This is a genomic window from Streptomyces sp. NPDC021012, assembly GCF_044333355.1.
Taxonomy (GTDB): Bacteria; Actinomycetota; Actinomycetes; order Streptomycetales; family Streptomycetaceae; genus Streptomyces.
The window spans coordinates 827,268-841,531 of record NZ_JBIRQU010000003.1 but is presented as its reverse complement, the minus strand read 5'-3'; the positions used below and the strand labels follow the sequence as shown (position 1 = coordinate 841,531).

Annotated in this window: 13 protein-coding genes; 8 read left to right on the top strand and 5 right to left on the bottom strand. The window is 73.2% G+C overall.

Translation table 11 applies throughout. The features are described from left to right. Nucleotides 1-53 precede the first annotated feature (53 nt). The gene (locus ACH4TP_RS13690) at nucleotides 54-1,565 is read left to right on the top strand and encodes a glycoside hydrolase family 43 protein (protein ID WP_398437695.1); all 1,512 of its coding nucleotides are present in this window, start codon (nucleotides 54-56) and stop codon (nucleotides 1,563-1,565) included. Nucleotides 1,566-1,612: 47 nt separating this feature from the next. After that, a complete protein-coding gene (locus ACH4TP_RS13685; RefSeq protein WP_398437694.1) occupies nucleotides 1,613-3,352 on the top strand; it encodes a cellulase family glycosylhydrolase in 1,740 nt (579 codons plus the stop codon). Nucleotides 3,353-3,463: 111 nt separating this feature from the next. Here the strand turns inward: ACH4TP_RS13685 and ACH4TP_RS13680 are convergent, their stop codons facing one another. Beyond that, nucleotides 3,464-4,429 (bottom strand): pirin family protein, encoded by a 966-nt coding sequence (locus ACH4TP_RS13680; protein ID WP_398437692.1) that lies wholly within the window; start codon nucleotides 4,427-4,429, stop codon nucleotides 3,464-3,466. A 118-nt stretch (nucleotides 4,430-4,547) separates the two neighbouring features. Here ACH4TP_RS13680 and ACH4TP_RS13675 point away from each other — a divergent pair, with 118 nt between their 5' ends. The 4 genes from ACH4TP_RS13675 (at nucleotide 4,548) to ACH4TP_RS13660 (ending at nucleotide 7,063) form a co-directional block, all read left to right on the top strand. Beyond that, a complete protein-coding gene (locus ACH4TP_RS13675; protein WP_389225132.1) occupies nucleotides 4,548-4,892 on the top strand; it encodes a tetratricopeptide repeat protein in 345 nt (114 codons plus the stop codon). Between the two features lie 52 nt (nucleotides 4,893-4,944). Further along, nucleotides 4,945-5,355 (top strand): DUF6153 family protein, encoded by a 411-nt coding sequence (locus tag ACH4TP_RS13670; protein ID WP_398189993.1) that lies wholly within the window; start codon nucleotides 4,945-4,947, stop codon nucleotides 5,353-5,355. A gap of 105 nt (nucleotides 5,356-5,460) precedes the next feature. Further along, a complete protein-coding gene (locus tag ACH4TP_RS13665; protein ID WP_398437689.1) occupies nucleotides 5,461-6,105 on the top strand; it encodes a DUF305 domain-containing protein in 645 nt (214 codons plus the stop codon). 91 nt (nucleotides 6,106-6,196) lie between these two features. Further along, nucleotides 6,197-7,063 (top strand): F510_1955 family glycosylhydrolase, encoded by an 867-nt coding sequence (locus tag ACH4TP_RS13660; protein ID WP_398437687.1) that lies wholly within the window; start codon nucleotides 6,197-6,199, stop codon nucleotides 7,061-7,063. Between the two features lie 5 nt (nucleotides 7,064-7,068). On the opposite strand, the gene ACH4TP_RS13655 is transcribed toward ACH4TP_RS13660, so the two are convergent. Further along, nucleotides 7,069-8,730: an amidohydrolase gene (locus ACH4TP_RS13655; RefSeq protein ID WP_389225140.1), complete on the bottom strand. Its 1,662-nt coding sequence runs from the start codon at nucleotides 8,728-8,730 to the stop codon at nucleotides 7,069-7,071. 44 nt (nucleotides 8,731-8,774) lie between these two features. Continuing rightward, nucleotides 8,775-10,178 (bottom strand): purine-cytosine permease family protein, encoded by a 1,404-nt coding sequence (locus ACH4TP_RS13650; RefSeq protein ID WP_398437685.1) that lies wholly within the window; start codon nucleotides 10,176-10,178, stop codon nucleotides 8,775-8,777. Nucleotides 10,179-10,342: 164 nt separating this feature from the next. Between ACH4TP_RS13650 and ACH4TP_RS13645 the strand changes: the two genes are divergently transcribed. Beyond that, complete coding sequence (locus ACH4TP_RS13645; RefSeq protein WP_398437684.1) at nucleotides 10,343-10,969, top strand: TetR/AcrR family transcriptional regulator; 627 nt, start codon at nucleotides 10,343-10,345, stop codon at nucleotides 10,967-10,969. A gap of 7 nt (nucleotides 10,970-10,976) precedes the next feature. Here the strand turns inward: ACH4TP_RS13645 and ACH4TP_RS13640 are convergent, their stop codons facing one another. Beyond that, nucleotides 10,977-12,422 (bottom strand): dihydrolipoyl dehydrogenase family protein, encoded by a 1,446-nt coding sequence (locus ACH4TP_RS13640; RefSeq protein WP_398189977.1) that lies wholly within the window; start codon nucleotides 12,420-12,422, stop codon nucleotides 10,977-10,979. Between the two features lie 112 nt (nucleotides 12,423-12,534). Between ACH4TP_RS13640 and trxA the strand changes: the two genes are divergently transcribed. Then, nucleotides 12,535-12,900 (top strand): thioredoxin, encoded by a 366-nt coding sequence (gene trxA / locus ACH4TP_RS13635; RefSeq protein WP_389225148.1) that lies wholly within the window; start codon nucleotides 12,535-12,537, stop codon nucleotides 12,898-12,900. A 69-nt stretch (nucleotides 12,901-12,969) separates the two neighbouring features. Here trxA and ACH4TP_RS13630 read toward each other — a convergent pair whose 3' ends face one another. Further along, entirely contained in the window at nucleotides 12,970-14,157 is a 1,188-nt protein-coding gene (locus tag ACH4TP_RS13630; protein WP_398437681.1) for a thiolase family protein, read from the bottom strand. Between the last annotated feature and the right edge of the window lie 107 nt (nucleotides 14,158-14,264).

Below are 14,264 nucleotides of genomic sequence, written 5' to 3'. Positions count from 1 at the left end.
CCGTCCGGGGCACCACCTCCCGAACGCGAACCACCGTGAAAGGAACCCTCCGCGTGTCAGACCAGACCCGGCCGACCGGCACCCTCCCCAACCCGGTGATCCCCGGCTTCCACCCCGACCCCAGCGTCTGCCGCGTGGGCGACGACTACTACCTCGTCTGCTCCAGCTTCGAGTACTTCCCCGGCATCCCCGTCTTCCACAGCCGCGACCTGGTGAACTGGACCCAGATCGGCAACGCCCTCGACCGGCCGAGCCAGCTCCGCCTCCCGCGCGACAAACCCTCCTCCGGCGGGATCTACGCCCCTACCCTGCGCCACCACGACGGCCGCTTCTGGCTGATCGTCACCAACGTCAGCGACAGCGGCAACATGCTCTTCACCGCCACCGACCCGGCCGGCCCCTGGTCCGACCCGGTCCGGCTGCCCGACGTCCACGGCATCGACCCGGACCTCGCCTGGGACGAGGACGGCACCTGCTGGTGCACCGTCGCCGGCGTCTCCCAGGTACGCATCGACCCGGCCACCGGCGAGACCCTCGGCGAGGCGCGGCGGATCTGGTCCGGCGCGCCCGGCGCCACGGCCCCCGAGGCCCCGCACCTGTACCGGATCGGCGCGTACTGGTACCTGATGATCGCCGAGGGCGGCACGGAGCGCGGCCACGCCGTCTCCATCGCCCGCGGCACCTCGCCCTCGGGCCCGTTCGAGCCGTGCCCGGCCAACCCGGTCCTGACCCACCGCGGCATCGACAGCCCCATCCAGAACACCGGGCACGCCGACCTCGTCCAAGCGCCCGACGGCTCCTGGTGGATGGTGCTGCTCGCCGTCCGGCCGCGCGGCGGCACCCCCGCCTGGTACGTGCTCGGCCGGGAGACCTTCCTCGCCCCGGTCGAGTGGGTGGACGGCTGGCCCGTGGTCGGTCGGGTCACCCCCGAACTGCCCACCCCCGCCTGGCCCTTGTACCCCGCTCCCGCCGTACCGGTCCGGGACGACTTCGACCAGGCCGAGCTCCACCCCCGGTGGATCTCGGTGCGCGAGCGCCCCGAGCGGCTGTGCACCACGAAGGAACGGTCCGGCTGGCTCACCCTGCGCGCCGCCGGCTCCTCCCTGGACGAGAACGACGTGGTGTTCGTCGGCCGGCGCCAGCAGCACCTCGGCTGCCGGGCCCGCACCCTGATCGATCCCGCCGGGGGCCGCGGCGGCCTCGCCGTCCGCATGGACGAGGAGCACCACTACGAGATCGAGGCGACCGACGGCGAGGTGAGGGTCTTCGCCCGGATCGGCTCGATCCGCACCGAGGTCGCCTCCCGTCCGGTGCCCGCCGGAGCCGTGGTGCTCGGTGTCGACGTCGTTCCGCGGCCGACGCGCGGCCCGCGCACCGGCCCCGACGACGTCGTCCTCGGCGTCGAGGAGCCCGACGGCACCTTCACCGTGCTCGCCACCCTCGACGGGCGCTACCTGTCCACCGAGGTGGCCGGCGGCTTCACCGGCCGGGTCATCGGCATGTACGCCGCGGCCGGCACCGTCCACTTCGACCGGTTCGACTACGAGCCCCTTCCGCTCCCCTGACCAACCGTCAGGGGTTCCTCCGCCCGTTCACCCGAAAGGGACGACCCGTGAACGACGCACAGCAGACCGCCCGCCGTCTCCACCGGACGGCCGGCCTCCTGGTGGCCCTGGCCACCACCGGCGCCCTCTGCGGCGGCACCGCCGTCGCCGCACCCGCCGACCAGCCCCGGACGGCTGCCGAGGCCGCCGGGGCGAGGGTCCCGCACGACCCGATGGCCGCCGTCGCCCGGATGCAGCCCAGCTGGAACCTCGGCAACACCCTCGACGCGATCCCCGACGAGACGTCCTGGGGCAATCCGCTCACCACCAAGGCGACGTTCGACGGCCTGCGCGCCCAGGGCTTCCGCAGCGTCCGCATCCCCGTCACCTGGTACCCCCACCAGTCCGACACCGCGCCCTACACCATCGACCCGGCGTGGATGAAGCGGGTCAAGCAGGTGGTCGACCTCGCACTGGAGGACGGCCTCTACGTCGAGATCAACGTCCACCACGACTCGTGGAAGTGGATCATGAACATGTCCACCGACCACGACGCCGTCATGGCCCGGTTCAACGCCACCTGGCAGCAGATCGCCACCGCCTTCAAGGACGAGCCCCGCACGCTGCTCATGGAGAGCGTCAACGAGCCCCAGTTCTCCGACGCGACCGACGCCCAGCGAACCCAGTACCTGCGCGAGCTCAACACCTCGTTCCACAGCATCGTGCGCAACTCCGGCGGCCGGAACAAGGACCGCCTGCTCGTCCTGCCCTCGGAGGAGACCAACAACGCCCAGCACTGGCTCGACGACCTGTCCACCACGATGAGCTCGCTGCGCGACCGCAACCTGGTGGCCACCGTGCACTACTACAGCTGGTACCCGTTCAGCGTGAACATCGCCAACGGGACGACCTACGACGCCACCAGCCAGAAGGACCTGACCGAAGGCTTCGCCCGGGTGCACGACACCTTCGTCGAGAAGGGCATCCCCGTCTACCTCGGCGAGTACGGCCTGCTCACCTCGCCCTACTCCGGCGTCGTCGAGCGCGGCGAGATGCTCAAGTACTTCGAACACGTCAACTACGAGGCGCGGCGCAACGGCATGACCTCCGCCGTCTGGGACGCCGCCAACGACTTCCTGAACCGCTCCACCATGCAGTGGATGGTCCCCGAGATGAAGGCCCTGATCCAGAGCTCCTGGCGGACCCGCTCGGGCACCGCCTCCACCGACAACCTCTTCCTCCCGGCCTCCGGCCCCATCAGCGCGCAGACCATCACCCTGAACCGCAACGGCCAAGGGTTCGCCGGCCTCTGGCAGGGCGACCGCCCGCTGACCCCCTTCGTGGACTACACCCTCGAAGGCGACCAGCTCACCCTGACCGCCGGCGCCCTCACCCGGCTCGCCGGCGACCGCGCCGCCGGCGTCAACGCCACCCTTGAGGTCCGCTACTCCGACGGCGTCCCGTGGAAGCTCTTCGTGCGCTCCTACGACAAGCCCGCCATGTCCGACGCCACCGGAACCGCCGCCGCACTGGTCATCCCCACCCGGTTCAACGGCGCCCTCATGGCCAACGTGCAGTCCACCTACGCCGACGGCACCGCCGCCGGCCCCGCCTCCTGGACCACCTACCAGTCGTTCGACAACTACAGCCCCGGCTACACCGCCAACACCACCACCATCAAGGCCGACTTCCTCAAGTCGCTGAAGGACGGCGCTCCGGTGACCCTCACCTTCCGCTTCTGGACCGGCGACACCGTCACCTACCACGTGACCAGGTCCGGCGACACGGTCACCGGCACCGTCTCCTGACCCTGCCCCGTCCCGCCCCGGCTGCCTCCCCGGCAGCCGGGGTCTCCTCTCCGCGGAGACACGGCCGAGCGAACCTCCACCAGACACCAGCCACGAGCAGGAAAGCCCGGGTCAGCGCACCCGGCCCCGCGCCTTCAGCGGGGTCGCCGGCACCTCCGGGGCGTCCAGGCGGTCGCCGTCGTAGCCCTTGACCTCGCCGAAGCGGTCGCCCGTCATCCACTGCTCCCGGGCCGTACGGATCTCCTCGTCCGTGCGGCCCACGAAGTTCCACCACATGACGATCTCCTCCTCGAAGGGCTCGCCGCCGAGGAGCATCAGGCCCGCGTCCGAGAGGGCGCGGAGGGGGAGCTCGGTGCGGCCGCAGCCGAGGTAGAGCATGGAGCCGGGGAGGACGGGGACGCCGTCGACGTGGGCCTCGCCGGACATGGCGAGGACCGCGTACTCGAAGTCGGGCTCCAGGGGCAGGTTCGTCTCGGTGCCGGCGGTGAGGGCGAGGTCGGCGCCGACGAGCGGGGTGTAGGCGGTGCCCGGGGAGGCGGCGCCGTCGAGGGTGCCGAGGATGACGGTGGCGGTCAGGCCCGGGGCGGTGACCTGCGGGAGTTCGGCGTGGTGCTGGAAGTGGGGTTCCACGTGCCGGTGGGCGTCGGGGAGGGCGACCCAGAGCTGTGCGCCGTGCAGGAAGCGGGCGTGCGGCCGGGGGCTCTCCTCCGAGTGGGAGATCGCCCGGCCGGAGGTCATGAGGCCCAGTTCGCGGGGGCGGATCGTCTGCAGGCTGCCGGTGGAGTCGCGGTGCAGCACCTCGCCCTCGTGGAGCCAGCTGACGGTCTGCAGTCCCATGTGCGGGTGCGGCGGGACCTGCATGCCGGGTTCGTCGGCGATGTCGTCGGGGCCGTAGTGGTCGACGAAGGCCCAGGCCCCGACCATGCGCCGGCCCAGGTTGGGGAGCAACCTGCGGACCTCGGTCGACTCGCCGAGCTGGACGCGGCGGGGGCTGAGGAGCTCCCGCACCGGTTCGGCGACGACGAAGCCGCGGCCGCCGCACACGGTCAGCGCGGCCTGGCGATCGAGATTGCTCATGGGGCCCATCCATCCTTGGTGACGTGCTCAATGGTGGAATGTTCAACTGATCGGCGGTGTTGACCTGGTCGACCACCCCACAGGGTGACAGATCCGGAGCTCCGGAAAGGGAGAGCAAGTGAGCGACACGTACTACGAGTTCGGAACGGCCGGAGAGCGGTGGGACCGGGCGCAGCTGTTCTTCGAAGCCAAGGAGTACGGAACGGCCGTCCGCATCCTGAGCGGCCTCGTCGCCGAGCACCCGGAGCAGACGGCTCAGCGGCTCCTCCTCGCCCGGGCCTACTACCACTCCGCGCAGCTCTCCCGCGCCGAGACCGAGCTGCGCGCGATCCTGGAGCGCGACCCGGTCGAGCACTACGCCCGGCTGATGCTCGGGCGCACCCTGGAGCGCCAGGGCCGTCCGGACGAGGCCGCGCCGCACCTGCGGATGGCCGCCGCCATGACGGGCGAAACCCTGTCCTGACGCGCGCCTGATACCCCCGCACGGTATGGTCGGGACCCGGAGGTCCTGAATCGTGCGCGCACACCGAGCGGAACGCGGCAGACGAGCAGGAGGTGCCATCGGGCACCTCCTGCTCGTCGTCGTGCTCGCGCTCGGGGTGTTCCTGATGCACTCCGTCGGTCACCCCGAGGGCTCCGGCGGCGACACGCACACCGCCTCCTCCGTCTCCCACCACAGCGCCGCCGCCCCGCACGACGGCGGGGACTCCGACGCCCGGCACGCTCCGGGGTCGGGGATGGACATGACCACCCTCTGCGTGGCCGTCCTCGGCGCCTGGCTGCTCGCCGGCCTCCTCCGGGCGGCTCTCGGACGCCGCCCCGACTGGCTCGCCGTCCTCCTCGCGCGGCTCACCCCCGCGCTCGGGCCGCATGCCCCTCCCCCACGTCCCCCGGACCTCGCCCAGCTGTCCGTCCTGCGGATCTAGACCGACCCCGACGCGCCCCGGGCCGCTTCGCGCTGCCCGCGCGCCCTCCGGTCTTCCCTTCCGCCCGTACGTCGTACGTACACACAGCACCCACGAGGTTCCCCCATGCGTGCCTTCACGAACCGCACCACCCGCAAGATCGCCCTGGCCGCCGCACTCGCCGGAGCCGGGCTGCTCCTCACCGCCTGCGGCACCGACGGCGGCATGAGCGGTATGGACCACGGCGGCATGTCCGCCTCGTCCTCCGCGACCGCCTCCGCTCCCGCCGCCACCGGCGCCGGCTCCGGCTCCGGCTCCGCTTCCGGTGCCTTCAACGACGCGGACGTCATGTTCGCGCAGATGATGATCCCCCACCACCAGCAGGCCCTGGAGATGGCGAAGCTCGCCGACGGCCGCGCCGAGGACCCCGAGGTCAAGAAGCTGGTCGCCGCGATCGAGCAGGCCCAGGACCCGGAGATCCAGAAGATGAAGGCCTGGCTGAAGGGCTGGGGCAAGCCGGAGTCCGCCGGACACTCCATGGGCGGGATGATGTCCGACCAGGACATGAAGGACCTGGCCGCCGCCAAGGGCAAGGCCTTCGACCGCAAGTTCGCCGAGCTGATGATCGCCCACCACGACGGCGCCGTCGCCATGGCGAAGGACGAGCAGAAGAGCGGCGGCGACGCCACGGCCAAGAAGCTGGCCGACGACGTCGTGCGGACCCAGTCCGCCGAGATCGCCCGGCTGAAGAAGATCCTCGACCGGCTCTGACCCGGCCCGCCGATCCGGCTCCCGGCGGCCCGTCCCCACCGGGGCGGGCCGCCCCCTCGACGTACCCCCCGCACCCCCTCGCGAAAGAACTATGAACCGGTACTTCCCGCGCCTCGCGGCCACCGCCGCCGTGGGCGCCCTCGCCCTGACCCTCAGCGCCTGCTCCGGGGGCTCCGCCCCCGACACCTCCGCCCCCGACGCCTCCGTCCTCAGCCACGTCCACGGCCTCGGGCTGCGCGGCGACACCCTCTACGTCGCCACCCACCAGGGTCTCCACAGCCCGGACGCCGAAGGCCGCCCGGTCCTGGTCGGCGACCGGCGCGACGACTTCATGGGCTTCACCGTCACCGCGAAGGGCGACTTCCTCGCCAGCGGGCACCCGGCGCCCGGCGCCGACGGGCCCGCCGACCTCGGGCTCGTCACGTCGACGGACTCCGGCCGCACCTGGCGGGAGAGGTCCCTCGGAGGGAAGGTCGACTTCCACGCCCTCGACACCACCTCCGACGCCACCGTCTACGGCTACGACAGCACGAACGGCCTGCTGCGGGTCAGCTCCGACGGCGTCGCCTGGGACGACCGCGCCGAGCTGCGCGCCCTCGACATCGCCGTCTCCCCCACCGCCCCCGGCACCGTCCTCGCCACCACCGAGACCGGCGTGGTCCGCTCCACGGACGGCGGTCGGAGCTTCGCGCCCGCCTCCGGCCGGGTCCTCGCGTACGTCTCCTGGGCCGCCCCCGACGCCCTCTACGGGATCGACCCCGACGGCGTCCTCTTCCGGGGGGCGGACGGAGGCACCTCCTGGACGCGGGTCGCCGCCGTGCCGGGCGGCGCCCCGCAGGCGCTCACCGCCGTGGACGCCCGCAGGCTGCTCGTCGCCACCGGGGACGGGGTGTACGAGTCGCGTGACGCGGGCCGCCGCTTCGAGCGGCGGATGGCGGTGGAGTCCGGGGGCCACTGAGGGCCCTACGCCCCGGCCCGCCGCTCCACGACCACCTCGCCGCCCACCACGACCGTCTCCGCCACCGTGCCCGGGATCTCCTCGGGGGCGATCCGGAGGATGTCGCGGGAGAGGACGACGAAGTCGGCCAGCTTGCCGACCGTCAGGGACCCCCGCTCGTGCTCCAGGAAGTTCGCGTGGGCCGAGCCCATCGTGTAGCCCTCGACGGCGGTCGCGACGTCGATCGTCTCGCCCGCCGTCCAGGCCTCGCCGCCGCCGGGCGGGCGGCGGGTGACGGCGGCGTGGATGCCGACCATGGGGTCCATCTCGGCGACGTTCCAGTCGCTGGAGAGGGCGAGGACCGCGCCGGCCGCATGCAGGCTGCGCAGCGGCCAGGCCTTGTGCCAGCGCTCGGGGCCGACGTTCTCGGCCCAGTCCTGGCCGGGTCCGGCGATGTCGGGGGCGGCGTGCCGGGGCTGCATGCAGGCGACGACGCCGAGCTCGGCGAAGCGCGGGGTGTCGGCCGGGTCGAGGCACTCGACGTGGACGACCTGGTGGCGGGCGTCGCGCGGCCCGTTGACGGCGCGGGCCCGCTCGACGGCGTCGAGGACGGTGCGGATGCCCCGGTCGCCGGTGGCGTGGACGAAGCACTGGAAGCCGCGCGCGTCGAGCCGGGTGAGCAGCTCGGCGAACTCCTCGGGCGGGTAGAAGGTGTCGCCCCGGTGGTGGGAGCAGCCGGCGTACGGCTCCAGGAGGGCGGCGGTGCGGGGTTCGACGACGTCGTCGATGTACAGCTTGAGCGGGCCGACCCGCAGCCGGTCGTCGGCGTGGGCCTCGGCCGCCGCCTCGAAGGCGTCCAGGTCGGCCTCGGTGGTGCCGCGCGGGTGGAAGAGCGCGGCGACGATCCGGGAGCGGAGCCGGCCCTCGTGGCGGGCGCGCTCGAAGAGGGCGAGGTCGTCGAGGGAGTTCTGCGGTTCGACGACGGTGGTGATGCCGTAGCCGATGGCGTCGTCCAGGCTCTTGGCGAGCCGCCCGTACTGCCGGTCGGGCGAGGCCCAGGGGAGGCCGAGCTCGCGCAGGGCGCGGTGGCCCTCGCGGGAGAGTCCCTTGACGGCGAAGTCCTTGACGAATCCGGTGGGCTCGCCGGTGGCGGGGTCGGTGACGGCCCGCCCGAAGGGCAGCTCGGTGTGGTCGCGGTCGACGCCGAGCGCCCGGAGGGCGGCGGTGTTGAGCCAGGCGGTGTGGACGTCGTAGCTGAGGACGAAGGCGGGGGTGTCCCCGGTGGCCGGGTCGAGGTCGGCGGCGGTGGGCATCCGGCCGTCGGGGATCGCGGAGTAGTCGAAGGCCTCGGCCTCGATCCAGTCGGCGTCCGGGTGGGCCTCGTGCCAGGCGCGGACGCGTGCGTGGATCGCGCCGAGGGTGCGGGCTCCGGCGAGCTGGACGCAGGCGTCGTCGGAGCCGAGGCGGACGTGGTTGTGGGCGTCGACGAAGCCGGGCAGGACGAGCCGCCCACCGGCTTCGAGGATCCGGGTGTCGGGCCCGGTCCAGTCGGCCGCTTCGGCCTCGGGGCCGATCCAGACGATGCGTCCGGCGCGGACGGCGAGGGCCTGGGCCTCGGGGAGCGCCGGGTCGACGGTGTGGATGCGGGCCCCGGTGAGGACGAGGTCGGCGGGGGCGGTGCGGTTCATGGGGCGGGACTCCGTGTCGTACGAGGGAGGTGGCGGGGAGAGGGTTACTGGACGGGGGCGACGGTGCGGCGGGCGAGGAGCACGTACACCAGGGCGGAGACGGCCGCGCCGAGGAGCGTGAGGTCCGCGCCGCCGAGCGGGGCGACGAGGGGACCGGTCCACAGCTCGGAGTCGCAGGTGAGCGCGGAGAAGAGGAGGCCGGCGAGGAGCGCGGTCATGCCGGCCGGGTGCCAGCCGGAGCGGTACCAGTAGGGGCCGCCGGTGTCGGCGTGCAGGCCGGCGGAGTCGTAGGTGCAGCGGCGGAGCACCATGTCGGCGAGGAAGACCCCGCCCCAGGGGGCGAAGACGATGATCAGGAGGGAGAGGAAGGAGAGCAGGGAGGTGGTGAAGTCGGCGAGGAAGAGGGCGCCGAGGGAGCCGGCGGCGGTGACGGCCGCGCTGATGACGATGGCGCGGGCGCGGCTCCAGGGGATGCCGAGGACCTGGAGGTTCAGGCTCGACGAGTAGAGCGTGATGATCGAGTTGGTGACGGAGCCGCCGAGGACCAGGGCGAGGAAGAGGGGCTGGAACCAGCCGGGGAGGAGGCTCTCGGTGCCCGCGACGGCGTCGGTCATGTCGGCCTGGGTCGCGGCGGCCACGCCGGCGACGCCGAGGGCGACGGAGGAGACGAAGCCGCCGAGGGCGCCGCTCCAGGTGACCGCCTTGAGGCTGGTGGTGCGGGGCAGGTAGCGGGTGTAGTCGGCGGGCATGGGGAGGTACGAGAAGGGGCCCGCGAGCATGACGACGAAGGCGAGGCTCCAGCCGGAGGCGCCGGGCGCGGCGGCGGGGGCGGCGGTGTCGGCGCCGGGCAGGACGAGGGCGAGCAGGGCGGCGAAGCCTGCGGCGAGGACGTACGCCATCCAGCGTTCGGCGAACTGGACGGTGGCGTGGCCCCAGAGGGCGACGGCGAAGGTCAGCGCGAGGGTGACGGCGAGCGCGAGGGCGCGGGCGGCGTGTCCGCCGTGCCAGCCGAGGTCGGTGAAGAAGGCTTCGAGGGCGAGGGTGCCCACCACGGTGTTGACGATGGTGTAGCCGATGCTGACGATCCAGTTCAGCAGGCCGGCGGGCCAGTTGCCGCGCTTCCCGAAGGCCGCGCGGGAGATGACGAGGGTGGCGGTGCCGGTGCGCACGCCGCTGAGTCCGGCCGCGCCGATGGCGAGGAAGGAGAGGCCGCCGAGCACGACGACGGCGGTGGCCTGCCAGAAGGAGAGCCCGAAGGCGACGGCGAGGGCGCCGTTGATGACGTAGGTGAAGGTGAGGTTCGAGCCGAACCAGAGCCAGAAGACGTCCTTGGCCCCGCCGTGCCGCTCGGCGTCGGGGATGGGGTCGATCCCGTGCTCCTCGACCTGGAAGACCTCGTCGGTCGCTGCGCGGGCCGTGGTCACGGGCGCCGTCTCGTGTTCGAGCACATCGCACTCCTGTCGCGGATCGATCTTGAATGCCGTTCTAAGTTTTAGAACGGCATTCAAGATGTGCGATGGATTCGAGCCACGTCAAGACCCCGGCGGCTTGCGGTTAAGGTCGGTTCCGGACACGACGGAACGCACGGGGACACGGAACGGGGACGGCGGCGGTGGCAGGCGCGGCACGACGGCGGGACGGACACGTCACCCAGGAACGGATGCTGGAGGAGGCCATGACGGCGATCGCCGAGGACGGCCTCGCCTCCCTCACCATGTCGGCGCTGGCCGAGCGGCTCGGCACCAGCGGCGGCCACATCCTGTACTACTTCGGCAGCAAGGACCTGCTGCTGCTCGCCGCCCTCCGGTGGAGCGAGGCCGCGCTCGCCGAGGAGCGGCGCGCGCTGCTCGCCCGGCGGATCACGGCCGAGCGCAAGCTCGACCTCTTCCTCCGGCTCTACCTCCCGCGCGGCCCGCGTGATCCGCGCTGGACCCTGTGGATCGAGCTCTGGGCCCGCACCCCGGGCAACGCCGCGCTCCGCGAGGCGCAGGCCGAACTGGACACCGGCTGGCAGGAGGACCTGGAGTCCCTGCTCGCGGCGGGCGCGGCGCGCCGGCGTTTCGCCCCGCTGGACGCCGGCGCCCGCGCCTCCGAACTCCTGGCCCTGCTCGACGGGTTGAGCACCCGGGTGGTCCTGGGCCAGGAGCCGGGCCGGGACCCCCGGCCCGCCCTGGAGGCCGCGCGCTCGGCGGCTCGCGCGCTGATCCCCCCGTACTCGTCGACCACCGACAACAGTTGAGGGGTCGTCAGCCCCGGTAGGCCTCCAGCAGCCGCAGCCACACCTCGCTCAGCGTCGGGTACGCGGGGACGGCATGCCACAGGCGGGCGATCGGCACCTCGCCCGCGACGGCGACCGTCGCCGAGTGGAGGAGCTCCCCGATGCCGGGCCCGACGAAGGCGGCGCCGAGGACCACCTCCCGGTCGAGGTCGACGACCATCCGGGCGTGCCCCCGGTACCCCTGGGCGTACAGACCGGCCCCGGCGACGGACCGCATGTCGAGGTCCACGGCCCGGACCCGGTACCCGGCCCGCTCCGCCTCGGCGAGACCGAGCCCGACGGCCGCCGCCTCGGGGTCGCTGAACACGACCTGCGGGACGGCGGCGTGGTCGGCGGTGGCCGCGTGCGCGCCCCACCGCCCGCCGTCCAGGGACGCGTCACCGCCCCGCGCGCGGGCGGCGATCGCGGCGCCCGCGATCCGCGCCTGGTACTTGCCCTGGTGGGTCATCAGGGCACGGTGGTTGACGTCCCCGACGGCGTAGAGCCAGTCGCTTCCGGTGACCCGGAGGCTGTCGTCGACGTCGAGCCAGGAGCCCGGCGTCAGGCCGACGGTCTCCAGGCCGATGTCCTCGGTGCGCGGCCTGCGTCCCGTCGCGAAGAGCACCTCGTCGCCCTCGACGTGGTCGCCGCCCTCCAGGACCACGGTGACCGGGCCGGTTCCCCCGTCGCGCACCACCGCGCTCACCGCCGCGCCGGTACGGACGTCCGCGCCGCGCGAGGCGAGCGCGGCGGCCACGTGCTCGCCGAGGAACGGCTCCATGCGCGGCAGCAGTCCCCCGCCCCGTACGAGCAGGGTCACCTTCGCGCCCAGGGCCTGGTACGCGGTGGCCATCTCCACGCCCACCACTCCCCCGCCGACCACGACGAGCCGCTCGGGGACCCGGTCGGAGCTGGTCGCCTCGCGGCTGGTCCAGGGATGCGCCGCGGGCAGTCCCGGCAGCTCCGGGAGGAGCGCGCGGGTGCCCGTGCAGACGGCGACCGCGTGCCGGGCGGTGAGCACGTGCCGCTCGCCCTCGGGGCCCGTGACCTCCACCCGGCGCGGCCCGTGGAGCCGGCCGTGCCCCCGGAAGGCCCGTACGCCGATCGAGTCCAGCCAGTCGACCTGGCCGTCGTCCTTCCAGTGGCCGACGACCTTGTCCCGGTGGGCGAAGACCTCCATCGCGTCCAGCGGGCCGTAGACCGATTCCCGCAGGCCCGCGACCTTTCGCGCGTCCGAGCGGGCGATCGCGGGGCGGAGCAGCGCCTTGCTGGGCATGCATGCCCAGTACGAGCACTCGCCGCCGATCAGCTCGCTCTCCACGATCGCCGCGGTGAGGCCGCCCGCCCGCACCCGGTCGACGACGTTCTCTCCGACCGGGCCCGCGCCGATCACCACCACGTCGTAGGCGTGCTCGTCTTCCACCGTTCGTGTCATGGGTCCCAGTCTGGTGGCAGCGGTGCGGAATAGCGCGGCTCGATACGCCGTTGTGCCGGGCGAGTCCCCAGGGGACCGTGAGGACCACGCCAGGACCCGAAAGGCAGGCAGCATGAGCACCGTAGAGCTCACCAAGGACAACTTCGACGAGATCGTGGGCGGAGGGGACTTCGTTCTGATCGACTTCTGGGCTTCCTGGTGCGGTCCCTGCCGGCAGTTCGGCCCCGTCTTCGAGGCGGCCTCCGAGCGCCACCAGGACCTCGTCTTCGCCAAGGTGGACACCGAGGCGCAGCAGGAGCTGGCCGCCGCGTTCGAGATCCGCTCGATCCCGACCCTGATGATCGTCCGCGACAACGTGGCCGTGTTCGCGCAGCCCGGAGCGCTGCCGGAGGCCGCCCTGGAGGACGTCATCGGGCAGGCCCGCCAGCTGGACATGGACGAGGTCCGCAAGTCCATCGAGGCCGCGCAGGCGAAGTGACCCACCGCGAGGGGGGTACGGGAGGCTCTCCCGTACCCCCCTCGCGTCATGCTCCGTGCGCCCGGGGCCCTAGCGCTCCAGGACCAGCGCGATGCCCTGGCCGACGCCGATGCAGAGCGCCGCGAGGCCCGTGCCGGAGCCGGCCGCCGCGAGCTGGTGCGCCACCGAGCCGGCCAGCCGGGCGCCGGACGCGCCCAGCGGGTGGCCCAGCGCGACCGCGCCGCCGCGCGGGTTCACGATCTCGGGGTCCAGTTCCGGCCATTCCGCGAGGCAGCCGAGCGCCTGGGCCGCGAAGGCCTCGTTGAGCTCGAAGGTCGTCAGGTCGGCGAAGGAGCGCCCGGCCTTCTCCAGGGCCCGGTGGACCGCCGTGACGGGGCCGAGGCCGAAGAGCTGCGGCTCGATCCCGGTGACCGCGGAGGTGCGGATCCGGGCGAGGGGCTCGCGGCCGGTCTCGCGCAGTCCGTCCTCGTCGACGAGGAGCAGGGCGGCGGCGCCGTCGTTGAGCGGCGAGGAGTTGCCCGGGGTGACGGTGCCGCCCTCGGCGCGGAAGGCGGGCTTCAGCTTGGCGAGGGCCTCCATGGACGTGGAGTCGCGGATGCACTCGTCGCGGGTGAGCTCCACCCCGGGGTACGGGACGACCTCGTCGTCGTAGAGCCCCTTCGCCCAGGCCTCGGCCGCCTTGCGGTGGCTGGCGAGGGCGAAGGCGTCCTGCTGCTCGCGGGTGATGCCGTGCTTGTCGGCGACGAGCTCGGCGCCCTCGCCGAGCGCGACCGTCCACTCGGCGGGCATCTTCGGGTTCGTCATGCGCCAGCCGAGGGTCGTGGAGTGGAGCTGCTGGTGGCCGGCGGGGAAGGCCCGCTCGGGCTTCTGCAGGACCCAGGGGGCGCGGGACATCGACTCGACGCCGCCCGCGATCGCCACGGAGGCGTCGCCGAGGGCGATGGCGCGGGCCGCCTGGACGACGGCTTCGAGGCCGGAGCCGCAGAGGCGGTTGACGGTGACGCCGGGGACGGTGACGGGCAGTCCGGCGAGGAGGACGGCCATGCGCGCGACGTCGCGGTTGTCCTCGCCCGCGCCGTTGGCGTCGCCGAAGTAGACGTCGTCCACGCGCGCGGGGTCGAGCGCGGGCGAGCGGTCGACGAGCGCGCGGACGACATGGGCCGCGAGGTCGTCGGGGCGGGCGCCGGCGAGGGCGCCCCCGAACTTCCCGATCGGGGTGCGGACGGCGTCGACGATGTAGACGTCGCGGATGCTCATCGGTTCTCTCCCACGTGACCTGCGGAACGGCTCTGTTCGCCTGGTGAAACAATCTTCGCCCGATGGGGCGCGCAGAGTCTCTGCCGCACGGCCCGCCCTGTCAACGG